This is a genomic window from Pseudalkalibacillus sp. JSM 102089, assembly GCF_041366475.1.
In the GTDB taxonomy this organism is placed as follows: Bacteria; Bacillota; Bacilli; order Bacillales; family Guptibacillaceae; genus Guptibacillus; species Guptibacillus hwajinpoensis_B.
In genome coordinates this window covers 217780-244242 of sequence record NZ_JBEWYW010000001.1, presented here as the reverse complement: position 1 = coordinate 244242, position 26463 = coordinate 217780, and the positions used below count along the sequence as shown (strand labels likewise).

The window sequence follows — 26463 nt, the reverse complement described above, 5'->3', positions numbered from 1 at the left end:
AAAGCGGCACCCTTCTGGGAGCCGCTTTTTGTTTATATAATTCTTCCGACTCTTTGTACGTGACGGAGACGTAGGAAGAGCGTAATAGCAGCAACGAAAAGTCCCGCACTAAGCCCAACCCAGTAGCCGTATGGACCGAACGCTGTGTATTTCGCTAGTAAGTAGCCTGAAGGAAGGCCAATCACCCAGTAAGAAATGAGACTCATAACAAGCGTTACGTTAACATCTTTATATCCTCTAAGCGCTCCTTGTATGGGAGCAGCAACGGCATCGGAAAGCTGAAAGAAGATGGCGTAAATAAGGAATACTTTAATTAAATCAAACACTCCCTGGTTGCTTGTATACCAACTCGCGACGGTGTCATTGAAGAGAAATAAACAAAGAGCTGATAGTAAGGCCATTAGAACAGCAAAGACAATGCCCATATAGCTGTATTGCTTTGCATCCTGTAATCTTCTTGCCCCAACCTCAAATCCAATAGCAATTGTTAACGCCATTGATATACTAAGGGGGATCATATATAGAAGAGAAGCAAAATTAATGGCTGCCTGGTGAGCAGCGATCGTTTCGGTTGTATACGTGCTCATTAAAAGTGTAACGGCCGCAAAAATACTGACTTCAAAAAAGATAGAAAAACCTATCGGAACACCGATTTTTAGCTGTTCTTTCCAGGTAGAAAAGGATATTGGATAAAAACGGTTGAAAATCTTATACGCTCGGAATGGTCTTACTCTGATGACAACTAGTAAGGCGATCAAAAGAATAAACCAATAAGTGATCGCTGATGCATATCCAGCACCAACACCTCCTAATTCAGGGAATCCCCATTTACCGAAAATCAAAACATAATTGAAGAATACGTTGATTGGAAGCGACGTTAAAGTTACTAGCATCGTCGTTCTTGTTTCACCAAGTGCATCAAAGAAACTCCTTAGAACGGAATAAATAAACAGTGGAATTATACCGAAAGAAAGTCCGATAAGATATTCTTTTGCAATTTGAGCAACTTTGCTATTAAGATCCATGGTGTTTAAAATAGGGTCTAATATAAAATAACCAACAACTAATATACTAACGGAAAGAGCAATGGAAAGGTAAATGCCCTGAAGTACTGAAAATGAAACCCGATCTTCCTGCTTTGCACCGATATAATGCGAAACAATCGGAGTGATGGCAAGTAATATTCCACTTAATCCTGTAAATACAGGAACCCAGAGACTTGAACCAATGGCAACTCCAGCAAGATCATTTGCCCCAGCTCGTCCACTCATAATCGTATCAACGAAATTCATTGAGTAGAGACCAACTTGAGTGATTAAAATGGGGTAAAGAATGATGGCTAATAATTTGATCTTTTCCTTGATCGTTTTAGTTGGATACATGGTGCAACATCCTTGCTATGTAGAATAATGAACATGGAAATTATAGCATATTCCCCATCGTAGATTATGTAGTTATGATATACTTATTATGTGAAGTAATGAGCATGTTTTAAAACGAGGTGAATGGAATAGTGAATACAACCAGAGAATCGAAAACAAACATTATTCTTTTTGATGGGGTTTGTAATTTATGCAATGGATTAGTGAAGTTTATGTTTAAGTATGATAAAAAAGCTGTTTTTTCTTTTGCTTCTCTCCAATCGAATACGGCTAAGCGTCTCCTTCATGACGCTGAACTAACAGACGTTCCGGATAGTGTGATTGTCATTAAGGATGGAAAGGCGCTTGTTAAATCAGATGCAGCTCTTTATATTTTAAAACAGCTAGGAGGCTTTTTTAGTCTTTTTCTTATACTTCGACTTTTACCATTACGGCTAAGAGACAAAATTTATGACGGCATTGCAAAGCGCCGTTACAAATGGTTTGGGAAAAATGAAAGTTGTATGATTCCATCAAAAGAACAAAGAGAGAGATTTTTATAATTGTAGTTCAATCATTTTATTGGATTATAGTTTTTTGCTAATTACTGTTAATATTAATAGAAGTACTCATAAAAATCTCTCGATATTATCTAATAACGAACATTTTTAATGATTTTTTATAAGAATGTTCATATTTTTATTGTTATAACTAATGATCTTTGTTATGGTATTAAAGTACTAACTTAATCATTTCTTACTCGTATATCCTCAGAAATATGGTCTGAGTGTTTCTACCCGGTTCCCGTTAAAGTACTGGACTACGAGTTGAAGTATGCATGTAGCTGACTTAACATTTAGTTTTACTAATAACTTTGGCAGGGATATTTGACGCATATTTTAACTTTCGTAGGTCTGGACAGTAGAACATCTTCTACAAAATCCTGGCCTATTTCTTTTGATTTTAATACGAGAATCACAATCTAGAGGGGGGAGAATGACAACAGAAGAAAAGTTTACTATTGTCAGTCACAAATCACGTATTTGATGAAGAAGAGTGTCCGAACTTACATACTAGGGAGAGAAAATCAATGAGGAAACCATTTTTTAAAAAATACGCTACATCAGCTATGATAACTTTACTTTTGTTAGTTGTTTTGTCAGCCTGTAACTCTGCACCAGAATCTTCAGCTGAACAAGAGAAAACAGAAAGGCCAATCATTGTACAGGGACCAATGCCAATTGAAGCAGAAGAGTTCGCACAAAAATTAGAGAATGTAACAGAAGAAAATTCAGGTTCGTTCGTTTTTTACAAAGGGACAGTGGATGATTATCCTGTTATCGTTACGAAAACAGGTAAAGGAATGGAGAATACGGCAGCTGCCACTGCATTAGCAATAGAGAAGTATAACCCGATCGCGATTATCAATCAAGGAACATCAGGAGGACATGATCCTGAATTGGACGTATTTGATATCGTATTAGGGCAAAGAACCACAAACACGGGTTCATTAAAAACAACTAATCTCGAGGAGAGTGAGGGTATTAAGCCAACGGAATGGAAACCAATGGACTTAATGGCGTCTGAAGGTAGCGCAGGAGAAGATCCAGATGCAGAAAACATCCGATACTTTGATGGAGATAAGGACTTACTTGCTGCAGCAAACGCCGTGAAGGAAGAATATACAAAAGGAAAAGTTGTGGAAGGAACAATTGGTTCAGCGGATGTATGGAATAATGAAATTGATCGTATCAAGTGGTTTCATGAAAATTATGGTACATCCGTTGAAGAAATGGAAGGTGCTGCAGGAGCACAAATCGCTCAAGCCTTCGATGTTCCTTTCCTAGGGATTCGTATTCTTTCAAATAATAAAGTAAATGGAGGAGAATACAACCCAAATACTGCTGAAGCAAATCAGGAATATGTTTATAAGGTCGTTCAACAATATATTAAGAATCAAAAAGAGAACTAGCATCCACGAAGTGTCTAGTAATCGTAGTCGATAAATACAACCATAGGTTTTAACAAAAACAGCTTAAGTAGTAAGTGCGGAGAGAGCCGTACTTCACTTAGGCTGTTTTTTTTGATCCATCTTCTTTTAGAGACTCGCGACAGAATGATAGTTTTTTGTACATTTTATTTTACATTTTGTATAGTGCATCGAAGAAATGAATCTTCTACACTTTTATTAGAAAGAATATTCAGTTAACTACTGCGAATAGGAGGGCATACATATGGCAGATTCAGTGAAAATTGGCCTAATTCAGGCGAAAAATGATGTGGATGGTAGTGAATCAGTTGACCTTCACAAAGAAAAAGCCATTGAAAAACATATTCACCTTGTAAGAGAAGCAAGTGAAAAAGGAGCTCAAATTGTTTGTCTTCAGGAGATCTTCTATGGACCGTATTTTTGTGCAGAGCAGAATACAAAGTGGTATGACGCTGCAGAAGAGATCCCCGAGGGTCCAACGACAGTGAGATTTCAGGCGCTTGCTCGAGAACTTGGTATTGTGATTGTTCTACCTATTTATGAGCGAGAAGGCATCTCAACCTATTATAATACTGCTGCGGTTATTGATGCTGATGGTTCTTATCTTGGTAAGTACCGGAAACAACACATTCCTCATGTAGCAGTTGGAGACAACGGCCATGGATTCTGGGAAAAATACTATTTTAAGCCTGGTAATCTTGGTTATCCGGTGTTCGACACGGCTTTCGCAAAGATAGGCGTGTATATTTGTTATGATCGTCATTTTCCAGAAGGAGCAAGACTGCTTGGTTTAAACGGCGCAGAGATCGTTTTTAATCCTTCTGCAACGGTAGCTGGACTTTCTGAGTACTTATGGAAGCTAGAGCAGCCAGCTCATGCTGTTGCGAACGGTTACTATCTTGGAGCCATTAATCGAATTGGGACAGAGGGACCTTGGAACATGGGCGAATTCTATGGACAATCTTATCTTGTTGATCCACGAGGCAATTTTGTAGCGATGGGTTCAAGGGATGAAGATGAAGTGATTATCGGTGATGTAAATAAAAAGATGATTCGTGAAGTTCGAGATACGTGGCAATTTTATCGCGATCGCCGTCCTGAGACATATGGGGAAATGACTTCACTATTGCCTTGATGGAAGTGAAAGCAGGTGTGGCTTCGCCGCCTGCTTTTTCATTTAAGGATCTATTAGTTTATCAAGCGGAAAGCGTAATTTAAACAGGGGGGACGAATATGAATACAAGCGAACCAGCGATCCAAAAGGAACTGCAGAAAGGGTTTACTGAAGTTGTTCCACCTCTCACGAATCAGGAAGCATTTCAAGAATCTCAAAGATGTCTTTACTGCTATGATGCTCCTTGTATCAAGGCGTGTCCAACCGGCATAGATATACCAACTTTCATTAAAAAAATCGCTTCAGGAAACATGAAAGGGTCAGCAAAAACAATTATGACTGCAAACCCAGTAGGAGCGAGCTGTGCAAGAGTATGTCCGACAGAAGAACTATGTGAAGGTGCATGTGTGTTAAATCATTCAACAAAACCAATTTTAATTGGTAACCTGCAGCGCTACGCTACAGATTGGGCAATTAAAAATGATCAAGTGCTATTTAAAGAAGGACAACCAAACGGGAAGAAGGTTGCCATTGTAGGAGGCGGACCAGCTGGTCTATCAGCTGCTCGCGAACTTGCGCTACTTGGCTATAGCGTCACAATCTATGAAGCTGAGAAACAGGCAGGTGGACTTGATACGTATGGCATCGTGTCTTTTCGGTTACCAAAATCTATTTCACTCTGGGAAGTGGAGCAAATTGAAAGGTTAGGCGTCACCATTAAAACGGGTGTGAAAATAGGCGTTGACCTTCCATTTGAAGAGTTAGTTTCTACAAATGACCGCGTTATTTTAGCAATAGGAATGGCAAATGTTCCAGATCTTCAAATTTCAGGGGAAGAAGCTGATGGTGTTTACGATGCCATTGAACTCGTCAAAATGACAAAGAATGCGCCATTTCCAACTCACTTAAAAGGAAAGAAAGTTGTCGTGATAGGAGCAGGGAATACAGCGATTGATGGGGCCACCTGCTCTGTTCGACTCGGTGCAGAAAACGTCAAAATACTTTATCGTCGATCTGAACAAGAAATGACTGCTTATGACTTTGAATATGAATTTGCCAAGCAGGATGGCGTTGAGTTTCGCTGGTTAACACAGCCGGTTGAAATCATGACAAATGAAACTGGCGATGTAGAAGGAATGAAATGCGTCAAGATGAAGCTTGGGGAAGCGGATGAAGATGGGCGAAGGAGGACAGAACCTATTCCGGATTCTGAATTTCTTATTGAATGTGATGCTGTGGTGAAAGCGATTGGCCAAAAGCGGCATCTTCCATTTATAGAAGAGCTTGGTCTTGCTCATCAAGACGGTGTCATTTTAATTAACCAAGAAACGATGGAAACATCGAATCCAAAAATCTATGCGTGTGGAGATGTTATTTTCGGAAAAGGACAGGGAGAAGCCATGGTTGTTTCAGCGGCTCAACAGGGGAAAACGGCTGCTTATCATATGCATGAAAGCTTAAAAGCAACGTACTCAGCGTAAGAGGAGAAAGGGGAATATCGATGGCAGATCTTAGAACGAATCTTGCGGGTATCACTTCACCGAATCCATTTTGGTTAGCATCCGCTCCGCCAACCAATTCCGGCTACCAAGTACAACGTGCATTCGAAGCGGGATGGGGAGGAGCTGTTTGGAAAACGCTTGGAGACCCGATCCTGAATGTTTCTTCGAGATACGCAGCCGTTCATTTCAATGGCCAAAGAGTAGCGGGTTTTAATAATATCGAGCTAATTACAGATCGGCCACTTGAAGTGAATTTGAAAGAAATCTATGAAACGAAGAAAAAATTTCCTAACCACGCCGTGGTCGCTTCATTAATGGTTGAGCCTAATCAGGAAGCATGGCATGAAATTGTTAAAAAGACGGAAGCAGCTGGCGTTGATGGCCTTGAGCTTAATTTTGGCTGTCCACATGGAATGGCTGAACGGGGAATGGGCTCTGCTTCAGGACAAGTCCCTGAGCTTGTTGAGAAACAAACTTTTTGGGCAAAAGAAGCTGCAGAAACTCCAGTCATCGTTAAGTTAACGCCTAATATTACAGATATCACAGCGACGGCTGAGGCAGCTGTTAGAGGCGGAGCTGATGCGGTGAGTATGATTAATACAATTAATAGTCTTGCTGGAGTTGATATTGATACATGGCTACCGATTCCGCATGTTGGCGGAAAAGGAGCGCATGGTGGCTACTGTGGTCCAGCGGTTAAGCCGATTGCGCTAAATATGGTAAGTGAATGTGCGAGAAACAGCCGTATTAACGTGCCGATTTCTGGTATGGGCGGTGTATCTAACTGGCAAAATGCAATTGAATTTATGTTGATGGGTGCAAGCAATGTTCAAATTTGTACAGCCGCCATGCATCACGGCTTTCGAATTGTGGAGGATCTTATCGACGGATTGTCCTCTTACCTTGACGAACGAGGCATTCTTTCGGTCCAAGACATCATTGGGAAATCTGTTCCAACTTTCTCTGACTGGGGCAATCTTGATCTTAACCATAAAGTGGTGGCGCGTATTAACAATGACGTTTGCATCAATTGCAATAAATGCCACATTGCATGTGAGGACACTTCGCATCAATGTATCGATATGCTAAATGACCCAGATGGGCATGCGATTCTTCAAGTAAGAGAAGAGGATTGTGTAGGCTGCAATTTATGTTCCATTGTTTGTCCAGTTGATGGAGCAATCGATATGATTGAAGTACAAAGTGATTTGCCACAAATGACCTGGAACGAACGTCAATCTCTTATCGGTTCGCTTAAAGATATCAAAATATCCAAATAAGTAGGGGGATTTAAAATGAAAAAAATCATTCGAAATGGGACTATTGTAACGGCCAGTGAAACGTACCAGGCAGATATTCTAATATCTGATGGCATTATTTCTTCCATTGGGAAGAACATTGAAGAAGAAGGAGCTGAAATCATTGAGGCGAGTGATCGCTACGTATTTCCTGGAGGAATCGATCCACATACACATCTAGAAATGCCTTTTGGTGGTACGGTCTCAAAAGATGATTTTGAAACAGGGACGATTGCTGCAGCTTTTGGAGGCACCACATCTGTCATCGATTTTTGTCTTACTGAGAAAGGAAAGCCTCTATCAACAGCAATTAAGACATGGCACGACAAATCAAAGGATAAATCGGTCATTGATTATAGTTTTCATTTAATGATTAGCGAAATAAACGACAGTGTTTTAGAGCAGCTTCCTGACGTGATTAATCAGGAGGGGATCACATCTTTCAAAGTTTTCATGGCTTACAAAAACGTTTTTCAATCAGATGATGAAACCCTTTATCGGACTCTTTTAGCAGCTAAAGAACTCGGAGCATTGGTCATGGTTCATGCTGAGAATGGTGATGTGATTGAATATTTAACGAGAGAAGCGCTATCGAAAGGTCAGACTGAACCTATTTATCACGCATTAACGAGACCACCAGAAGTGGAAGGAGAAGCAACAGGTCGTGCGGCTCAATTAACTGGCCTTGCTTCTTCTCAACTATATGTTGTTCATGTTAGCTGTCAGGAAGCGGCTGATAAAATTGCCGAAGCAAGAAAGAAAGGCTATGACATCCATGGTGAGACTTGTCCGCAATATCTTGTTTTAGATCAGTCCTACTTAGAGAAACCGAATTTCGAAGGGGCAAAGTATGTATGGAGTCCGCCACTTCGTGAAAAGTGGAACCAGGAAGCTCTTTGGACCGCTCTTCGAACTGGACAGCTTGAGACGATTGGTTCTGATCAGTGTTCGTTTGATTTTAATGGCCAAAAAGACCTCGGTCGAGATGATTTTACAAAAATCCCTAATGGCGGTCCAATGATTGAAGATCGGTTTAGTATTCTTTTCTCGGAAGGAGTACTTAAAGGAAGGATTTCATTAAATCAGTTTGTTGATATTACTTCAACAAAATCAGCGAAGCTATTTGGATTATTTCCTAAGAAGGGGACAGTTTCAATAGGAGCAGATGCAGATTTAGTTATATTTAACCCTGAAACAAAACGCAAAATCTCTGCTGAAACACATCATATGGCTGTAGATTACAATGCCTTTGAAGGAATGGAAATTACAGGTGAGCCAGAGACAGTTCTTGTAAGAGGAGAATTCGTGATTAAAAACAAACAGTTTGTTGGTACACCGGGGTCAGGGAAATATATGAAGAGAGCCAAATATGGCAAGCTAAAGAACGTCACTGATAAGCCGATGATGATTCAGTAACAGACCGAAAAAGGGGATAGCTGAATGAAAAAAGATGAAAGCTATTTAAAGTCACCGGATCTTTTGCCCATAGCCCATAAAGATAGAAAGATAGGGACGGGCGGATTTGCAATGATGTGGGTTGGGATGGCTGTTGTTCTCGCCGCGTTTGCAATTGGTGGAGCCGGTGTTCAATCACTATCACTTACGTGGGTTGTAACGGCAACGATTATCGGAACCCTTGGGATTGGTTTGTTTATTACAGTTATAGGTGATATCGGTATTGAACATGGTCTATCCTTTCCGGTTTACATGAGGGCACCTTTTGGTACGATCGGTACACACATTCCTTCCATTGTGAGAGGACTTGCTGCTTCATTCTGGTTTGGAATCAATACGTATTTTGGTGCAACGGCAATGAACGCAATTCTAAATGTACTTTTTGGATTTGATAACTGGTTTGTGTGTTTTCTGATTTTCGCAACACTTCAGCTCGTAAACACTGCACTAGGTATCAAAGCAGTTGAACGATTCGCAGATCTTGCCGCACCAGTGATCATTATCATCTCTGTATGGATGTATGCTTCATTATCCGATCAGGCAGTTGCACAGGGGCGAGAAGTATGGGCGTGGATTGAAAGCCCTGTGACCGGTGGAGCAGCAGTTACTGCTTTTCTTGTCGTTATCTTTAGTAATATGGGATTTTGGGCAACCATTTCAGCAGACATTCCTTCTATATCAAGATTCATCAAGGCTCCTAAATTCGAGCAGAATTGGGTGAAGCGTAATAAAGGAACGTTAGTAGGTAGTATGATTGCGCTACCGATCACGCAAACCTTTATGGTTATTATTGGTGGTGTATCCTACATTGCTGTTTCGAATTATGATCCAGTCGTTGCACTACAGGAAGCCGCCACTGGGTTAGTTCTAGGCATTTTATTATTAATGATCGTTCTCGCTCAATGGTCAACGAATGTATCTGCCAATCTAGTACCAGCTGCCACAATTTTCTCCAATGTAGGTGGACCTAAAATTCCGTTCTGGGCAGGTGTATTTATTGCAGGTGTTATAGGATCAGTTGTTCAGCCGTGGAGCTTATTTAATATACTCATACCGATTTTGCTTATAGTTGGTGGTATCTTATCTGCGATTGTTGGAATTCTTTTTGCTGACTATTATCTTCTAAGAAAGCGTCGCGTCAACGTTCCAGATTTGTATGAGCAAAACGGTCAGTATCGTTATATGAACGGGGTAAATGCCGCAGGATTTATCGCCTGGGTTCTCGGAGGATTAGCTGCTTATTTACTCTCAAACTATTCATTTCTTGTAGGCTTTATTGTAGGTGCTGGAACTTACTTTGTCTTAGCAAAATACTGGTGGTTTAAGAAATATGAACAAGCTGAAATGATAGACCCAAGTGATGAGAAATACCTTGGGATAACAGTTGGTCGTGATTGGACTATCATGAGTGACAGTGAATCTCATGCTGTTCAAGAAGTGGGGATTGCACTTGACGAAAGGAGCTAAAGAAATGAGAGAACATCAGCATTATATAATCGAACGCGAGAAGATCGACTATTTTATTGACCGTGGATATCGAATCAATGGTATTACCGAGAATTTAAGCGGGGCATTTATAGAGTTTATTCATAAAGACATGAAATCTGATGAAATTTCAAAAGAAATTCTTCATATACAAACCGCTGATGGGAGAAAATACTTCTCAGCTCTTCTTTTAAAACAGATGCAATCCGTTACTTAGAGAGGAGGAAGCTCATGGAGTACACCTTATATTCGAAGGATAGCGCTTATCCATGCGAAGTAACGATTGATGAGGAAAATGGTCGTTATATGATAAGAAAGGCGGATACGAGCGGAGAGATTTTCAATTCAGCAGCTGAGTTAACGCTCTGGATTCGATCAAATTGGAAAGAGACGGACTTCCGGAGTAAGAAGCAATATTATTATTTAATGGAGTTGTTAGACGAACACGAATGGGAAGTAGACACTGGGCATTAGTTGCCCGGTGTTTTTTACTTTTCGTGATTTAATGCAAATGAAGGATATCATACTCGAAATTTCAAAATTTCATATACCGTAATGTAATATAAAAAAATTAAGTAATTATGACTAATAATGTCATTATTTAGAGAATACCTAGAAATGATTTTCACGATGTAGTAAAGTTATCCTCACAAGATGTAAGCGTTATCACTAATGATGATTGAAAGATTATGTGCCGTAAAACACCCGTCTAGCAAAACTTCATGATTAGATTAACCATATAATCTTCAGAAGAGGAAGTGGTAGGATGCTGCGAATGACTAGTTTAACGGTCCATGAAGTGTTGGAGAGAGAACATTTTCATCATGCTACTGTCTTAGCTGGAAAAAACGGATTAGATCGAAGAATTAAATGGGTTCACGTTATGGAAGTAACCAGTGTAAAGCAGCTATTACACGGTGAAGAATTGATTCTATCCACAGGATTTGTTTGGAAAGATAACATAAGTGTTTTTCGCTCTATTGTCCAGCAATTGATACAAAGTAAAGCTGCTGGTCTTTGCATTGAAATAGGTACATACATGGAACATATCCCTTCAGAAATAATCGAACTTGCCGATCAGTATCATTTCCCCATTATTGCATTTACAAGAGAAGTTCGATTCGTTGATATCACACAGGACCTTCACTCCCTCTTAATTGCCCATCACTATCAAATGATTTCAGATCTAGAGCAGTTTTCACAGGAACTTAATAACCTTCTTCTTGTCCCAGGATGTTTAACTAAGATTTTAACGCTACTTTCCATGAAGACAGGTATGCAAGTGATTTATAATCCTAAAGAAGCTGAGCCTATTTTTGCGCCTGAAGCAACAGAAGAAAAAAAGGATACGTTTTTGCATTTTCTTACGATCCAACCAGAGGGTAAAGGTCTCGTGCTCCAACATGTTCGTGCAATGGATTATCACTTTGCGAATCTCATACTTGTCCCTGCGCAACATGCTTCGATTTCTGATTACGATATGCTACTACTTGATCGAAGTGCTACGGCTATCGCTCAATATCTTTTACGGGAATTATATATTGAAGAGAAGAAGCGAGCTCTTGAGACTGAATGGTTATACGATTGGATTGAAGGAAAGCATTCTGAAGAAAGTGTTCTATCCTATCTTGTAGATGTGGATGAAACACTTATTCCACGAGGTCTTCATGTATGCACGTGTAAATTCAAAAAACATCAAGATACCTACACTTCTTCTCAGATGACATACTTTATGCTTCTCATGCGGTCTGTTTTTGAACAGGAAGGTTTCTTTGTATTATCGTTAACATCAAGGAATAAACTGATAATCATCATTCTAAATCGTCGATCTGAAGCAGATGTTGATCACCGTTTACGAGAGGCCTTTGAACGATTTCTTCAAAGCGACATCTTACAAAAAGAGTCTGTACCAGAAGTGGAGAAAATAGGAGTAGGTAAACATGTCCGTCTCTTAAAAGACATGCATAAAAGCTATGATTCATCTCTTGAGACTCTTGTCATGAATGAGAAACTATTCTCACAATCATCTATAGTGACCTACTACAATGACTTCCATATTTACCGTATGATCTTCCAACTAGCTAAGGGGAGAGAACTTAATGAATTTATGTTTGATTATTTAGACCCCGTTATGCAATATGATTCGAAGAATAATAGCAACTTACTAAATACGTTGAAAGTCTACATGTGTTGCAATGGATCAAAAAAGGAAACAGCTGAACAGCTTTACGTTGTACGACAGACCCTTTATCATCGGTTAGAAAAATTAGAAGAGTTACTTGGGAGTGATTTTATGTGCTCTCCTAAGCGACAAGCCATTGAATTCTCGTTACATGCCTACGATTATTTAAAACAAAATGGCTAAAATGTGCAACGTGTACAATAGGGTTCTCATCCATGTTACGTTTTGTCTAATGTATGAGTGCTATTACATCCCCTACAATAAAGATATGAACGAATCAAAGGAGGGCATGTAATGACAGTTGTAAAGAAGGAAACGGCCGTATTAAAAAACTTTGTTAACGGGGAATGGGTAAACGCCAAAAGTAAAGATACGCTTGAGGTCCCAAATCCTGCAACAGAAGAGAACCTCGCATATGTGCCACTATCGTCAAAAGAAGATGTTGATCTTGCTGTTCATGCTGCGACCACTGCATTTGAGACATGGAGCAAAGTTCCTGTTCCAAAAAGGGCACGAGTAATGTTTAAGTATCATTCCCTTCTAGTGAAAAACCACGAGGAACTAGCTGAGCTCGTTGTTAAAGAAAATGGAAAGAGTTATAAAGAAGCATATGGAGAAGTGCTTCGTGGTATTGAATGTGTGGAGTTTGCGACTGGAGCACCTTCTTTAATGATGGGAGACAATCTGTCTACGATCGCTGAAAGTATAGATTCAGAGATGTTCCGCTATCCTGTGGGTGTTGTTGGGGGAATTACTCCATTTAACTTTCCAATGATGGTACCTCATTGGATGTTTCCTCTTGCCATTGCCTGTGGGAATACGTTTGTTTTGAAGCCTTCTGAACGTACGCCCATTCTTGCTAACCGTATGGCGGAACTGTTAACAGAAGCTGGTTTACCAAAAGGTGTATTTAATATTGTGCACGGTGCTCATGACGTTGTAAATGGATTGATAGAACATGAAGAAGTAAAAGCAGTCTCATTCGTAGGCTCTCAGCCCGTCGCCAAATATGTCTATGAACAAGCGGCATCACGAGGTAAAAGAGTGCAGGCGCTATCTGGTGCCAAAAATCATCATATTGTGATGCCTGATGCAGATATCGAGAAGGCTGTTCAACAAGTCATTAGTTCGACATTTGGTAGTGCAGGTCAGCGTTGTATGGCTTGTAGTGCCGTGGTTATTGTTGGAGACGGTGAAGCGTTTATTTCTGCTTTAAAAGACAAAGCAAATGAATTGAAGATGGGGAATGGATTAGATGAAGAGGTTTTGCTAACGCCAGTCATTCGAGCATCACATCGTGAAAAAGTTCTTGGATACATCGATAAAGGTTTAGAAGAAGGAGCAGCGTTAATTCGCGATGGACGCAGTGACATGAAAGAGCATGAGCAGGGGAATTTTATTGGACCTACAATCTTTGATGAAGTGACACCAGAGATGACGATTGCAAAAGAAGAGATTTTTGCACCTGTTCTTAGTTTATTACATGCTGATGGGATTGATGGAGCGCTTGGTATTCTTCGCAAATCTCGGTATGGAAACGGGGCAACAATTTATACGAAAGATGCAGGGGCGATTAGGAAATTCCGTGAAGAAGCCGATGCTGGCATGCTTGGCGTAAATGTAGGTGTTCCAGCACCTATGGCATTTTTCCCTTTTTCGGGATGGAAGGATTCTTTCTATGGAGATCTTCATGCAAATGGAAAAGACGGTGTGAATTTCTATACAAGAAGAAAAATGATTACAACTCGCTTTGACTACTAGAGGGGAGTGAAGAGTATGCATACTGCTCGCGAGAATCTTGCAGGAAAAGATGAGAAATACGTCTGGCATGCGATGCGTCCATATGATCCAAAGTCTACTATGGTGATTGAAAAAGCAAATGGTGCTTGGTTAACTGATTACGAAGGAAACCAATTTCTCGATGCTATGGCTGGGCTCTGGTGTGTCAATGTTGGATACGGTCGAGAGGAACTGGCTCAGGCAACTTTCGATCAGCTTAAGAAGTTATCTTATTATCCGTTAACGCATACACACGCCCCGGCTATTAAATTAGCAGAAAAGCTAAATGAGATGCTTGGTGGAGGATACGTTATCTTTTTCTCTAATAGCGGGTCTGAAGCAAACGAAACAGCTTTCAAAATTGCGAGGCAATACCATGAGCAAAAGGGAGAAGGAAGTAGACATAAAATTGTTTCCCGCTATAGAGGGTATCACGGTAATACAATGGGTTCATTAGCTGCAACAGGTCAGGCACAACGGAAATACAAATATGAACCACTTGGTCAGGGTTTTTTACATGTACAGCCACCTGACAATTACAGAGATCAGCAAAACCAAGAAGGGCAATCATCGGCAGTTAAAGCTGTTGATGACATTATGACATGGGAACTTAGCCAAACAGTCGCCGCTATGATTATGGAACCGATCATCACTGGTGGGGGTATTATTATGCCTCAACAAGAGTACATGAAGGCCGTGAAAGAAATATGTGAAAAGCACGGCGCTCTGTTAATTTGTGATGAAGTGATTTGTGGCTTCGGGAGAACAGGAAAAGCATTTGGCTTTATGAATTATGATGTGAAGCCAGATATAGTAACAATGGCAAAAGGTTTAACAAGTGGTTACCTCCCATTATCCGCAACAGCTGTTAAAGAAGAGGTCTACGAAGCATTTAAGGGAAAAGATTCTTATGATCATTTCAGACATATCAATACATTCGGCGGCAACCCAGCCTCATGTGCACTTGCCCTAAAGAATTTAGAAATAATGGAGCAGGAGCAGCTTTTTGATCGGTCACTTAGATTAGGTGATAAGCTAAAGAAGCAGTTAACAGAGCGCTTAGCCACTCACCCAAATGTTGGTGATGTTCGAGGGAAAGGATTATTGGTTGGCATCGAGCTCGTCGAAGACAAGAGCACTAAGAAGCCCTTATCAGTCAGTGAGCTAAATAAAGTAATCGCCTATTGCAAATCACAAGGTGTAATTATAGGGAAAAATGGTGACACGGTAGCAGGTTATAACAATGTTTTAACGATGGCTCCTCCACTAACGATCAAAGAAAAGGATGTCGATTTACTAGTTCAAACCGTAATTGAAGGTCTCCTACATTTATAAAAGTGCGCCGATGGCGCACTTTTAATTTGCGGGGGAAGTGGTTTCGGTTAAAAAGATTGAATATTTGAATATTTTATATTATAGTGAAAGTGTTACATACTGACTGGTTAGTTAAAAAGGAGGAATTGCAATGAAAGCGATCCAACTGAAGGAATTTGGTGGACCCGAAGTTTTACAACTCATTGACATGGATGTTCCGGAACCAAAAGGTCATGAAGTATTAATTGAAATTCAAGCTATTGGGGTTAATTATGCTGATACAGCGAGAAGAGAAGGACAATATGTTGTTGAAACTCCGCTCCCTTACGTTCCAGGCTCCGAAGTAGCAGGTATAGTTAAAGCTGTTGGAGAGAAGGTGACTTCCGTAAAACCAGGATCATCTGTTGTGACGTTACTAGGCACGAAAAATGCGACGGGTTATGCAGAATTCACCCTAGCTGATGAAAGAGGGTTGATTGCCATTCCTGAAGGCGTTGAACCTCAATATGCTGTTGCGTTACCGCTACAGGGATTGAGTGCTTATCATACACTCAAAACTATGGGACGATTTGAAAATGGGGAAACTGTCTTAATTCATGCGGCTGCAGGTGGCGTTGGAACGATAGCCGTTCAACTCGCAAGATTATGGGGAGCTAAAACGGTTATTGGAACAGCGAGTAGTGAAGAAAAAAGAAACCTTGCTGCTGATATGGGTGCAGATCTCACTGTGGATTATACGAAAGAAGGATGGGAGCAAGAAGTCTTAGATGCAACAAATGGTAATGGAGTGGACGTTATTCTGGAAATGGCTGGCGGAGACGTTTTCAGAAAATCGTTGAAGTGTCTTGCTCCATTTGGACGCCTCGTTATTTATGGCGTGGCGAGCGGAGAACAAAGCCGCTTCTATCCATCCTCTCTAATGGAGAAAAATCAATCAGTGGTTGGTTTTTTCCTGCCACAAATGATGCGTAAACCAGTTCTTTATCAGAAGAGTCTCGAAGAATTGTTACATTATATGCAAAGTGGAGAATTGAAATTAACAATTGGTGGTGTATTTAATTTAGAAGAAGCAGCTGACGTTCATCGTATGCTTCAAGGGCGTCAAACGAAAGGAAAACTAATCTTAACACCTTAATTCAACATAAACAAAGCCGGCCTTTCAGGTCGGCTTTGTTTATGTAAAGCTAATATTTGTTAAGTAAGTAACACTTTGCTTTTCCAAATCCAACGAATATTTAACGAATCCTATAGGATGATTCAACTAAAATGAATCGCATTTCGTTCGTATACCACTAAAGAAATTAATCGATGTAAATATTCATTGGTAGAAAATCGATATTAGCTATTCACTATGGTAACACTTTGTGGTAATTTAGTATTGCACTGTGTTAATATTCGAAAAATTTTTCGACTTTTATCATTGTTTGTTGAAATTATTTTCAAGAATTTGCTTGAAAGTTTTGTGAGCAGTCTAAAATTATGCTAAAATACCAATGTAAGCGTTTTTTTAATTGAATGTTTCAAATCGCAAAATGAGTGTAAAGAACAAGTAAGAAACCATGCTTAAAGTGGTGTGCAATAAGACCATTGCACTAATTGAGTTTAAACCCAGCAGGGAGGTAGCATGCTTTGAATACCAAACAGTCCAGAGTGGAACACCCATGGCAAGAATTTTATGGACCAAACCTTGGCTATGCCATTGAATTATATGAAAAATATCAAGAGGATCCTGAATCTGTTGATCCAGACATGCGTCAAAAATTTGACCAGTGGGGCCCCCCACCATCTTCACAAGAAGTTGTTGAAACTTCAGGTCAGCCAGCTAATCTCAAAAAGGTTATTTCAGCTGTTAAATTAGCCGACAATATTCGTACATATGGCCATTTAGCGGCGGCGATTAACCCACTCTCTAATGAAAAATCTGATCAGGATTTCATGACACCACAGAAATATGGTCTTTCCGATGAAGACCTGAAAGCGATTCCTGCACAAGTGATTTGGGAAAATGCTCCTAATGAAGTAAGCAATGGATTGCAAGCGATTCAAAAATTGCAAGATCTTTATACTAAATCCATGTCTTATGAGTTCACTCATGTTCATTCAGACGATGAGCGGAAATGGCTAGATGAAATGGTAGAAAACGACTCTGTAAGTCGTACACTTACGAATGATGATCGTAAGGAGCTCCTACGCAGATTAACGGAAGTAGAAGGGTTCGAGAAATTCCTTCATAAAACATTTGTTGGTCAAAAACGCTTTTCAATCGAAGGCGTTGATGCTATGGTGCCGATGCTTGACGATGTTATTAAGTGTGGGACAAGTGATGGTGCAAAGAACGTTATGATTGGTATGGCGCACCGAGGTCGTTTGAACGTTCTAACACACGTATTAAACAAGCCTTACGAGAAAATATTCTCCGAATTTCACCATGCACCAAATAAGGAACTCGTTCCTTCAGAAGGTTCAATGGGAATTAACTACGGTTGGACTGGTGACGTTAAATATCACATGGGGGCAGACCGGAAATTTGAAGAGTCTGATACTGCTAAAGCAACGGTAACACTAGCAAACAACCCGAGTCATCTTGAATTCGTCGATCCTGTTGTAGAAGGTTATGCTCGAGCTGCTCAAGAAACACGTGAAGAAAAAGGTGAGCCAAAGCAGGACTTCCGTAAATCTTTTGCTATCTTAATCCATGGCGATGCGGCCTTCCCGGGTGAGGGAGTGGTTGCTGAGACGCTAAACTTAAGTCAGCTGAAAGGCTATCATACTGGTGGAACAATTCATATCATAGCTAACAACCAGCTTGGATTTACGACTGAAAGCACAGATTCTCGCTCTACAAAGTACGCAAGTGATCTTGCTAAGGGATACGAGATTCCAATTGTTCACGTTAATGCGGATGACCCAGAGGCGTGTCTCGCTGCTATGCACCTTGCATACGAATACCGCATGAAGTTTAATAAAGACTTTCTAATTGATCTCATCGGCTATCGTCGATTTGGCCACAATGAAATGGATGATCCGGCTGTAACGCAGCCTCATTTATATGAAAAGATTAAAAACCATCCTACTGTTCGAGCGAGCTATGCGAAGTATCTTACTGAGCAGAAAGTCATCGAGAGTGGTGATGGCGAGAAATATGATGAGGAAATTCTTGCGCAGCTACAAGAGCAATACAATAAGGTGGCTAAGGGTGGAGAAGCTGATACAGATGTAAAAGAATTGCAGCCGCCTAAAGAAATCGTCAAAGGAATACCAACTATTGATACTTCTGTTCCACTTGAAACATTGAAAGATATTAATGAGAAGCTTCTAATTCGTCCTGATGGATTTAATGTATATCCAAAGCTTGAGCGAATTTTAAAAAGAAGACTTGATATGTTGGAAGAGGGCGGAAAAGTGGATTGGGCCCTTGGTGAAACCCTAGCATTTGCTTCTATCCTTGGTGATGGAACTCCAATTCGTATTACAGGTCAGGACTCACAGCGTGGTACATTCGCGCAACGTCATCTCGTTCTTCATGATAAAGAAACTGGGGAGACGTTCTGTCCGCTACACGAAATACCGCAGGCAGAGTCTTCCTTTGCGATTCATAATAGTCCACTTTCTGAAGCGTCAGTCGTTGGGTTTGAATATGGATATAATGTGTTCGCACCAGAAACACTCGTTATTTGGGAAGCACAATATGGTGACTTTGCTAATGCTGCTCAAGTTATATTTGACCAATTTGTTTCTGCTGGAAGAGCTAAGTGGGGACAAAAATCAGGAATGGTTCTTCTACTTCCTCATGGTTATGAAGGTCAAGGACCTGAGCATTCAAGTGGTAGAGTCGAACGCTTCCTTACTTTAGCTGCGGAAAACAACTGGACAGTTGCCAATCTTACTAGTGCAGCACAATACTTCCACATATTACGAAGACAAGCTGCGATACTAGAGAAACAAGAAGTTCGTCCGCTAGTTATCATGACACCTAAGAGCCTACTTCGTAATCAACGTACATCATCACCTGGCTTTGAATTTAGTCAAGGTCAGTTCCTAAGCGTTGTTGAACAAGCGGGTCTTGGTGAGAAGAAGACGAAAGTCGAACGTATTGTTTTATGTACTGGTAAAGTAGCTGTTGACCTTGCAGCTGAAATTGAGTCATCTGATGAAAAGTATGACTGGCTACATGTGTTGAGAGTGGAGCAACTATATCCATTCCCAGAGGATGAAGTGAAGAAGATTTTTGAACGGTATTCAAATGTGAAAGAAATCATTTGGTTACAAGAAGAACCAAAGAATATGGGAGCATGGAATTATATTGCATCTCGAATTCACGATACAGCACCTGATGGAGTTTCCGTTAATTATGTAGGACGACCTGATCGTTCAAGTCCTGCAGGCGGAGAACCTAACGTGCATAAGAAAGACCAAGAAAGAATTATTCAAGAAGTATTAGAACCATCCAAAACTGTTTCCCATCAAGGAGGTAATCGTCGTGATTGAAGTTAAAGTCCCAGAACTAGCAGAATCCATTACAGAAGGTACCATTTCTCAATGGTTAATCAAAGTAGGCGACAAAGTTGAAAAAGGTGACAACCTTGTTGAGCTTGAAACAGATAAAGTAAACATTGAAGTGAGTGCAGAAAATGATGGCGTGATTGAAGAACTTCTTAAAGAGCCAGGAGATAATGTTGAAGTAGGCGAAATTATTGCTTATCTTGGCAGCGGAAGTGGAGAAAATAGTTCTTCTGAAACAAAAGAAGAGAAATCCACTGAAAAAGCGGAAGCAAAACAGGAAGAAAAAGAAACACCTGAGGAAGCGAAATCAGAGCAAGAATCTAAAGCACATGCAACTGAATCAAATGAAGAAAAATCTGAGAATGGTCGCACTGTTGCTTCACCTTCTGCGCGTAAGCTTGCGCGTGAACTAGGTGTTGATTTAAACAATGTTGAAACACGCGATCCATTAGGACGTGTTCGCCCAGACGATGTCAAGGCACATGCAGATAAAGCGAACCAGAAAGAAGCACCTAAGCAAGAAAAGAAACAGGAGACTCCGAAACAAGAAAAGAAATCTCCTGATGCAAATGAAGGCAAGCCTGTAGAGCGTGTGAAGATGTCACGTCGTCGTCAAACGATTGCTAAGCGTCTTGTGGAAGTACAGCATACAGCAGCTATGTTAACAACGTTTAATGAAGTTGATATGACAGCAATTATGGAACTTCGTAAGCGTCGCAAAGACAAGTTCCTAGAAGATAATGATGTAAAGCTCGGATTTATGTCATTTTTCACGAAAGCCGTTGTTGGCGCACTGAAAAAATATCCACGTCTAAATGCAGAAATTCAAGATACTGATATTCTCTTGAAGAAATTTTATGATATCGGTATTGCGGTTGGAGCAGAAGAAGGACTTGTCGTTCCTGTCGTTCGTGATGCAGATAAGCTATCTTTTGCTGGAATCGAACAGGAAATTGGTAACCTTGCAAAAAAAGCGCGTGATAATAAATTGAAGCTCGATGAACTTCAGGGTGGTTCATTCACTATTACAAATGGTGGGATTTTCGGATCTATGCTTTCGACACCGATATTGAACGCTCCTCAAGTTGGTATTCTAGGAATGCACAAAATTCAATGGCGTCCTATGGCAATTGATCAGGAAAGAATGGAAAACCGTCCGATGATGTACATCGCTCTCTCATACGATCACCGTATTGTTGATGGAGGAGAAGCGGTTAGCTTCCTTGCTAAAATTAAAGACCTTCTTGAAGATCCAGAACAGCTACTTCTAGAAGGGTAATGTAAGAAAGAACCTGAATCTCATCGATTCAGGTTCTTTTTAAATCAAGACAGTGGCTGATGTTACCATTTACTTGTTTTAAAAAGGAATAGATGATCTTCCTTTATCTTATTGGTTCTGTCATGTAAAATAAAAAGAAAGTCGAAAGGGAGTGAAACAAGATGATTCATCATTCATGGAAAGAAGCACCTACTATTAAAAATGTGAAATGTGTACATACAGATGCAAAGAAGTATATGGTCAATCGCGTATTAACAAAAGGTAAAACATATGAAGTTAAGAATGAAACAGAAGAGTTTTTATTTGTAGTTGATAATAGTGGAAAAGTCGGCGGATTTTATAAAGAGTATTTTGAGGAAATCTAGTATTCCATATTGTTTAGACCAGATCATGAATGATCTGGTCTTTTTATTGTACGAAATGATTTTTCACCATTATGAAGGACACTAGATAATATCCAGTGCCCAGTTATGTTAGCAAAATTGATCGTCTTTTTTAGGGTTTTTCAAACCGAATAGTGGTCTTAAATAAAGCGCAACATATGAACCTGCAAGAGCTACAATCATCCATACCCAGCCATGAAGGCTAAAGGATGCAATCCCGCCAAAGTACGCCCCTATGTTACAGCCGTAGGCAAGACGAGCACCGTAGCCCATTAATAACCCGCCGATAATAGAAGCAGCAGCTAATTTCAGTGGAACTCTTCTCATAACGAATGCGCCCCCAGCACCTGCTGCAACAAAAGCACCTAAAATAACACCGAAGTTCATGACGCTAGTTGAATCTGTAAGAATCGATTGTTCAAGAGCAGCAGCTTTTCCTCCAGACCAATAACCCCATTTCGTGACATCTATGCCAAGAAACAGCGCAATCTTAGATCCCCATAGAGCAAAAGCTGATGTAATACCCCAAGGATTTCCACGCGAGATAAGTGTTAATGCATTTAGGATACCGAGGGCAATGGCAGCTGTCCAAATCGGCCATGAGCCGCGGAAAATCCGTTTCCATCCAGTTGATGTCGGCAAAGGTTTCATCTTAGGGGGCTTTCGTTTCTTTGCAATGCTTCTTACAACAATGAATATGATAGCAAATAAAAATAGTTGGGAAATCCAAGCACCAAAATATCCTAAGCCTGTGTCTTCTGCTAACGAGATTGCCTCAAAGGATGGCATCTGATTTACCCAGAAATCAAAGTGCCAGGCACCAATGACAGATCCAACAATGAAACCAAATAACGTTAGCAGCATTTCAGATTTTCCCCATCCAACTGTATAGAGTGTCCCAGAAGCACATCCTCCACCAAGTTGCATGCCTATACCAAATAGAAAAGATCCTACTACAACACTAGTTCCCACTGGAAAAACATATCCTGTTGGATTTGTATCAAATAAACCAAAACCATTTGCGAGTATTGGCGCAAACAACGTACTAGCTACAGCTAACATAAGCATGTGTGATTGAATAGCTGTCCCATTGCCTACACTTAGAAGTTGTCTGAAGGCGGAAGTGAATCCAAATCTTGCATGTAAGAGACAGTACCCAAGTGATAGGCCTAAACCAAACAGCACAAATTGTTGAATGCCTTGATCCAGCCACAGAATTAGTGCTAGTAAACCAATAATGATAAAGCCACCTGTTAACACAGGTTTTTGTGGCGCTTTTAAAAACGGTAATTGTAAATTCGTTTTTGAACGATGAATCGGCTGTCCTATAGCCATATAAAATGCACCTCATTCCGATGTATTTAGTATGAATTGATTTTTACATCCTACATGATATTTCTCTTTCTGTAAACAATTACGTGTTCTTTCCTAAAAGCTATTACAATGAACGGTTTCACTTGGATGAACAAAACAACGAGGTATGAACAATATAAATAAATATCGCTTCTTAAAACCGACCATTTGATATGTACCATTCGTCCTATATATAAGGGGTGTGATATAATATTTCTGTGCAAAATGAAGTCTTTTCATAGGATTAATAGAACGATATTCAGCTTAAGATCAGGTGTTACAACCGTCTCAGGCTATTGGAGGTTGAGACAATGGAAAAAGAACAATTATTAGATAGTGCATATGACTTTGTCGATCAAGCTTATTATGAATTAAACAAATATCCAGCCGAATTATTAAAACGAAAAACTGAAATAAATAGAGAGATTACCGATACAGGAGCTTATACTCATACATATGAAGAGCTAGTTCAAGGTGCAAAAATGGCTTGGAGAAATAGCAATAAGTGTATCGGTCGCCTTTTCTGGAATACGATGACGGTTGTAGATGCTCGATCGGCTTGTACTGTAGAAGAAGTATCTGAAGCATTAATAAATCATATTCGAATGGCGTCAAATGGGGGTAAAATTAAACCTTCCATTACCATTTTCGCACCTGGTAAAGTGCAAATTTGGAATCATCAACTCATACGTTACGCAGGTTATGAAACCGAAGATGGCATCATTGGTGATCCTGATTCAATATCGTTTACTAAGAAAGTAATGGAACTGGGGTGGAAAGGAGAAGGGACGCAACACGACGTTTTACCGCTTGTTTTTTGTATAGATGCTGGAAGTCCAAACGTCGTCGAGATCCCTACTACTGAAGTTATCCAGGTACAAATTAAGCATCCGGAATATGATTTTTCTCCTTTAAACGTTAAGTGGTATGGTGTGCCTATCATATCAGATATGCGATTAGAAATCGGAGGGATCCATTACAATGCAGCCCCATTCAATGGCTGGTATATGGGCACAGAAATCGGGGCTAGGAACCTTGCAGATAAGAATCGATATAATCTTCTACCTGAAGTCGCTAAAATCTTAAATCTCGATACTCGTTCGAATGCGACGCTTTGGAAAGATCGCGCTTTAGTTGAGTTAAATCGTGCTGTTTTGCATTCCTATCAAGAGGAAGGTGTTAGTATCGTTGATCATCATACTGCTGCAAAACAATTTCACAAATTTGAACAAAATGAAGCGAAAGCAGAACGCGAAGTAACGGGGAATTGGACTTGGCTCATCCCGCCTGTATCGCCTGCTACAACGCATATTTTTCACAAACCATATAAAAATAAAATTGTAACTCCTAACTTTTTTTATCAAGACAAACCATACTGAAAAGAGTCTTGAACGTACATATGGGGCATTGATATTTGATGCTAACTTTAAAAACCACTTGTCGGTGGTTTTTTCTTATGAGCATTAGACTATACAAAAGTCTTAAAAAGCAGTATCCTTTAATATAAACATATTCCTATAAGAAAGGTTGGTATTAAATTGCCTTCATCTATACCTAGACCTCTAGTGAGACTAAATCAATCGTTTATTTTTATATTTGCTACGTCATTTGTCTTTTTTTATCACTGGTTATTTCTTATTATTCCTCTCATTGTTGGAATAATGGGGCTACTTATGAACTTTAATCCGGTTATGAAGACGGGTAAACTTTTCTTAAAGAAACCTGTTAATCAATATATTCCTGAAGATAAAGATCAACAGCAATTCAATCAAAAAATAGCTGTGACGTTGTTGTCTGTTTCATTAATTGCCTATTTCCTTAACGTGAACTGGTTAGCGATCACGTCTGCAACTATGGTAGCTCTTGCTTCACTAATTGCTATCCTTGGTTTTTGTATCGGTTGCTTTGTTCGCTTTCAATGGAAGCAGTATCAATATCGTCGTTCTCAACATTCTTCTTGAAAACAGCCTAATTAGGCTGTTTTTTTAGTGTTGAATTGTATGTGAAAAATGCTTTTTAATCTCTCGCTTTTTAGAAAAAACAGATAATAGCATTTCTGATATAATAAAAGGAGATATTAGATGCAAGAAGAGAAAGGATAGGATTGGATGAAACAGAAAGTATACGATTTAATTGGTGTTGGGATTGGACCATTTAATTTAGGGTTAGCTGCTTTGATGGATCCCATTAAAGAAATGGATACACTTTTCTTTGAGCAGAAGGAACAATTCAATTGGCATCCGGGAATGTTGATTGAAGGGACACGGCTCCAAGTACCTTTTATGGCGGATCTCGTCACAATGGCTGATCCAACTAATCCGTATAGTTATTTAAATTATTTAAAACATCATAATCGTTTGTATCATTTTTATTTTCTACAGCGTCTTGAAATGCCACGTAATGAGTACAATCATTATTGCCAGTGGGCAGCCAATCAATTGGAAAGCTGTCAATTCGGCACGAAGGTATTAGCTGTAGTTCCAATAGGTAAACCAGTCGAGCATTATGAAATTACGGTTGAAAAAATTACCACTGGTGAAACAGAAACATATGTAGCCAAAAATATGATCCTTGGAGTAGGGACTATTCCGTCATTACCTAAGGCGTTGCAGGATCTACCTGAAGAAGACGTTTTTCATTCTTCCACATTTCTAGATCATATAGAGCGGTGTAAACAGGCCAAGAAAATTACGGTTATTGGGTCCGGGCAAAGTTCTGCAGAAATTTTCCGTGAATTATTAAAAGAAAGACAAGAGTACGGGTATTCCCTTAATTGGGTAACAAGGTCTCAAGGATTTTTCCCAATGGAAGAAACGCGATTAAGTTTAGAGCACTTTTCACCTGAATATGTTGATTATTTCTATGATCTTCCTCAGGAGCAAAAAGATGATATCTTTAAAGGACAGCAGTTATTATATAAAGGCATTAGTCCTCATACTATTACCGATATTTATAACCTTCTATATGAACAGTCCGTGGGAGGTAAAGATATGGATGTAATGCTAATGCCGTTAACTGAAATCAATGGAGTTAGAGAGAAAGAAGATGGAACAGGGTATGAAGTAGAATGTCGACAATGGCAAAAAGGAGAAAATTTCCTTTTGGACAGTGAAGTTATTATTGCTGGTACAGGTTACCGCCCGTTGATTCCTAAGTGCCTTCAAGATTTAGAAGAGATCATTGATTGGGATGAGCAGGGGCGATACCATGTCTCAAAAGATTATCGACTTAACTTAACTTGTGAAGCTTCTTCTCATATTTTTGTTCATAGTGGCATGCAGCATACTCATGGTGTGGGATCAACGAACCTCGGTCTTGCTGTAAATCGAAATAAAATCATTATTAATCAACTAGCTGAGAAAGAAATATATCCAGTTCTAGAAGGAAATATTTTTCAACAATTTGAACTATAAGATGAAAACCAGCCAAATTGGCTGGTTTTTTGTATGAAAATAACCTTTTGAT

At 39.8% G+C, this 26463-nt stretch carries 21 protein-coding genes and 1 riboswitch; of the genes, 19 read left to right on the top strand and 2 right to left on the bottom strand.

Going from position 1 to position 26463, the window contains the following annotated elements; all coding sequences use genetic code 11:
- Window positions 1–32: 32 nt before the first annotated feature.
- Complete coding sequence (locus ABVF21_RS01110; protein ID WP_371017303.1) at window positions 33–1382, bottom strand: MATE family efflux transporter; 1350 nt, start codon at window positions 1380–1382, stop codon at window positions 33–35.
- A 131-nt stretch (window positions 1383–1513) separates the two neighbouring features.
- Between ABVF21_RS01110 and ABVF21_RS01105 the strand changes: the two genes are divergently transcribed.
- The 16 genes from ABVF21_RS01105 to ABVF21_RS01030 all read left to right on the top strand — a co-directional run bounded on the left by ABVF21_RS01105 (window position 1514) and on the right by ABVF21_RS01030 (window position 21627).
- On the top strand, window positions 1514–1924 hold the full coding sequence (locus ABVF21_RS01105; RefSeq protein ID WP_303531666.1) for a thiol-disulfide oxidoreductase DCC family protein: 411 nt from the start codon (window positions 1514–1516) through the stop codon (window positions 1922–1924).
- Window positions 1925–2101: 177 nt separating this feature from the next.
- Window positions 2102–2204: riboswitch (purine riboswitch) on the top strand.
- A gap of 247 nt (window positions 2205–2451) precedes the next feature.
- A complete protein-coding gene (locus tag ABVF21_RS01100) occupies window positions 2452–3333 on the top strand; it encodes a 5'-methylthioadenosine/S-adenosylhomocysteine nucleosidase (protein WP_371017302.1) in 882 nt (293 codons plus the stop codon).
- A 262-nt stretch (window positions 3334–3595) separates the two neighbouring features.
- Window positions 3596–4486, top strand: coding sequence for a nitrilase-related carbon-nitrogen hydrolase (locus tag ABVF21_RS01095; RefSeq protein ID WP_371017301.1), 891 nt, complete (start codon window positions 3596–3598; stop codon window positions 4484–4486).
- 98 nt (window positions 4487–4584) lie between these two features.
- Complete coding sequence (locus tag ABVF21_RS01090; protein ID WP_371017300.1) at window positions 4585–5946, top strand: NAD(P)-dependent oxidoreductase; 1362 nt, start codon at window positions 4585–4587, stop codon at window positions 5944–5946.
- A 20-nt stretch (window positions 5947–5966) separates the two neighbouring features.
- Complete coding sequence (gene preA / locus ABVF21_RS01085; protein ID WP_303531672.1) at window positions 5967–7247, top strand: NAD-dependent dihydropyrimidine dehydrogenase subunit PreA; 1281 nt, start codon at window positions 5967–5969, stop codon at window positions 7245–7247.
- Window positions 7248–7262: 15 nt separating this feature from the next.
- Window positions 7263–8681 carry a dihydropyrimidinase gene (gene hydA, locus ABVF21_RS01080; RefSeq protein WP_303531676.1) on the top strand — a complete coding sequence of 473 codons (1419 nt, stop codon included), beginning with the start codon at window positions 7263–7265 and terminating at the stop codon, window positions 8679–8681.
- Between the two features lie 24 nt (window positions 8682–8705).
- The gene (locus ABVF21_RS01075; protein ID WP_371017299.1) at window positions 8706–10187 is read left to right on the top strand and encodes an NCS1 family transporter; all 1482 of its coding nucleotides are present in this window, start codon (window positions 8706–8708) and stop codon (window positions 10185–10187) included.
- A gap of 4 nt (window positions 10188–10191) precedes the next feature.
- Window positions 10192–10422, top strand: coding sequence for a hypothetical protein (locus ABVF21_RS01070; protein WP_303531680.1), 231 nt, complete (start codon window positions 10192–10194; stop codon window positions 10420–10422).
- Window positions 10423–10436: 14 nt separating this feature from the next.
- Window positions 10437–10679, top strand: a complete 243-nt coding sequence (locus ABVF21_RS01065; protein WP_371017298.1) for a hypothetical protein — start codon at window positions 10437–10439, stop codon at window positions 10677–10679.
- 301 nt (window positions 10680–10980) lie between these two features.
- Window positions 10981–12570 (top strand): PucR family transcriptional regulator, encoded by a 1590-nt coding sequence (locus tag ABVF21_RS01060; protein WP_371017297.1) that lies wholly within the window; start codon window positions 10981–10983, stop codon window positions 12568–12570.
- 111 nt (window positions 12571–12681) lie between these two features.
- A complete protein-coding gene (locus ABVF21_RS01055; RefSeq protein ID WP_371017296.1) occupies window positions 12682–14148 on the top strand; it encodes a CoA-acylating methylmalonate-semialdehyde dehydrogenase in 1467 nt (488 codons plus the stop codon).
- A gap of 15 nt (window positions 14149–14163) precedes the next feature.
- Complete coding sequence (locus tag ABVF21_RS01050; protein ID WP_371017295.1) at window positions 14164–15501, top strand: aspartate aminotransferase family protein; 1338 nt, start codon at window positions 14164–14166, stop codon at window positions 15499–15501.
- A gap of 130 nt (window positions 15502–15631) precedes the next feature.
- Window positions 15632–16615, top strand: coding sequence for a quinone oxidoreductase family protein (locus ABVF21_RS01045; RefSeq protein WP_371017294.1), 984 nt, complete (start codon window positions 15632–15634; stop codon window positions 16613–16615).
- A 494-nt stretch (window positions 16616–17109) separates the two neighbouring features.
- On the top strand, window positions 17110–19968 hold the full coding sequence (locus tag ABVF21_RS01040) for a 2-oxoglutarate dehydrogenase E1 component (RefSeq protein ID WP_371017293.1): 2859 nt from the start codon (window positions 17110–17112) through the stop codon (window positions 19966–19968).
- On the top strand, window positions 19961–21262 hold the full coding sequence (odhB, locus tag ABVF21_RS01035) for a 2-oxoglutarate dehydrogenase complex dihydrolipoyllysine-residue succinyltransferase (protein WP_371017292.1): 1302 nt from the start codon (window positions 19961–19963) through the stop codon (window positions 21260–21262). Before ABVF21_RS01040 ends, odhB begins: the two co-directional genes overlap by 8 nt.
- A 161-nt stretch (window positions 21263–21423) precedes the next feature.
- Window positions 21424–21627: a DUF6501 family protein gene (locus ABVF21_RS01030; RefSeq protein ID WP_371017291.1), complete on the top strand. Its 204-nt coding sequence runs from the start codon at window positions 21424–21426 to the stop codon at window positions 21625–21627.
- A 108-nt stretch (window positions 21628–21735) separates the two neighbouring features.
- Here ABVF21_RS01030 and ABVF21_RS01025 read toward each other — a convergent pair whose 3' ends face one another.
- Window positions 21736–22980 carry a YeeE/YedE family protein gene (locus tag ABVF21_RS01025; RefSeq protein ID WP_371017290.1) on the bottom strand — a complete coding sequence of 415 codons (1245 nt, stop codon included), beginning with the start codon at window positions 22978–22980 and terminating at the stop codon, window positions 21736–21738.
- A gap of 329 nt (window positions 22981–23309) precedes the next feature.
- On the opposite strand from ABVF21_RS01025, the gene ABVF21_RS01020 reads away from it, so the two are divergent.
- The 3 genes from ABVF21_RS01020 to ABVF21_RS01010 all read left to right on the top strand — a co-directional run bounded on the left by ABVF21_RS01020 (window position 23310) and on the right by ABVF21_RS01010 (window position 26411).
- Complete coding sequence (locus ABVF21_RS01020; RefSeq protein ID WP_371017289.1) at window positions 23310–24377, top strand: nitric oxide synthase oxygenase; 1068 nt, start codon at window positions 23310–23312, stop codon at window positions 24375–24377.
- Window positions 24378–24536: 159 nt separating this feature from the next.
- Window positions 24537–24959 (top strand): DUF4395 domain-containing protein, encoded by a 423-nt coding sequence (locus tag ABVF21_RS01015; protein WP_306558401.1) that lies wholly within the window; start codon window positions 24537–24539, stop codon window positions 24957–24959.
- A 147-nt stretch (window positions 24960–25106) separates the two neighbouring features.
- A complete protein-coding gene (locus tag ABVF21_RS01010; RefSeq protein WP_371017288.1) occupies window positions 25107–26411 on the top strand; it encodes a lysine N(6)-hydroxylase/L-ornithine N(5)-oxygenase family protein in 1305 nt (434 codons plus the stop codon).
- Window positions 26412–26463: the final 52 nt, after the last annotated feature.

What these genes read in the sequence shown, in the direction of transcription:
- ABVF21_RS01110 (WP_371017303.1), bottom strand. Translation starts at nt 1,382, where the DNA reads ATGTATCCAACTAAAACGATCAAGGAAAAGATCAAATTATTAGCCATC.
- ABVF21_RS01100 (WP_371017302.1), top strand. Translation starts at nt 2,452, where the DNA reads ATGAGGAAACCATTTTTTAAAAAATACGCTACATCAGCTATGATAACT.
- ABVF21_RS01095 (WP_371017301.1), top strand. Translation starts at nt 3,596, where the DNA reads ATGGCAGATTCAGTGAAAATTGGCCTAATTCAGGCGAAAAATGATGTG.
- ABVF21_RS01090 (WP_371017300.1), top strand. Translation starts at nt 4,585, where the DNA reads ATGAATACAAGCGAACCAGCGATCCAAAAGGAACTGCAGAAAGGGTTT.
- preA (WP_303531672.1), top strand. Translation starts at nt 5,967, where the DNA reads ATGGCAGATCTTAGAACGAATCTTGCGGGTATCACTTCACCGAATCCA.
- hydA (WP_303531676.1), top strand. Translation starts at nt 7,263, where the DNA reads ATGAAAAAAATCATTCGAAATGGGACTATTGTAACGGCCAGTGAAACG.
- ABVF21_RS01075 (WP_371017299.1), top strand. Translation starts at nt 8,706, where the DNA reads ATGAAAAAAGATGAAAGCTATTTAAAGTCACCGGATCTTTTGCCCATA.
- ABVF21_RS01070 (WP_303531680.1), top strand. Translation starts at nt 10,192, where the DNA reads ATGAGAGAACATCAGCATTATATAATCGAACGCGAGAAGATCGACTAT.
- ABVF21_RS01065 (WP_371017298.1), top strand. Translation starts at nt 10,437, where the DNA reads ATGGAGTACACCTTATATTCGAAGGATAGCGCTTATCCATGCGAAGTA.
- ABVF21_RS01060 (WP_371017297.1), top strand. Translation starts at nt 10,981, where the DNA reads ATGACTAGTTTAACGGTCCATGAAGTGTTGGAGAGAGAACATTTTCAT.
- ABVF21_RS01055 (WP_371017296.1), top strand. Translation starts at nt 12,682, where the DNA reads ATGACAGTTGTAAAGAAGGAAACGGCCGTATTAAAAAACTTTGTTAAC.
- ABVF21_RS01050 (WP_371017295.1), top strand. Translation starts at nt 14,164, where the DNA reads ATGCATACTGCTCGCGAGAATCTTGCAGGAAAAGATGAGAAATACGTC.
- ABVF21_RS01045 (WP_371017294.1), top strand. Translation starts at nt 15,632, where the DNA reads ATGAAAGCGATCCAACTGAAGGAATTTGGTGGACCCGAAGTTTTACAA.
- ABVF21_RS01030 (WP_371017291.1), top strand. Translation starts at nt 21,424, where the DNA reads ATGATTCATCATTCATGGAAAGAAGCACCTACTATTAAAAATGTGAAA.
- ABVF21_RS01025 (WP_371017290.1), bottom strand. Translation starts at nt 22,980, where the DNA reads ATGGCTATAGGACAGCCGATTCATCGTTCAAAAACGAATTTACAATTA.
- ABVF21_RS01020 (WP_371017289.1), top strand. Translation starts at nt 23,310, where the DNA reads ATGGAAAAAGAACAATTATTAGATAGTGCATATGACTTTGTCGATCAA.
- ABVF21_RS01010 (WP_371017288.1), top strand. Translation starts at nt 25,107, where the DNA reads ATGAAACAGAAAGTATACGATTTAATTGGTGTTGGGATTGGACCATTT.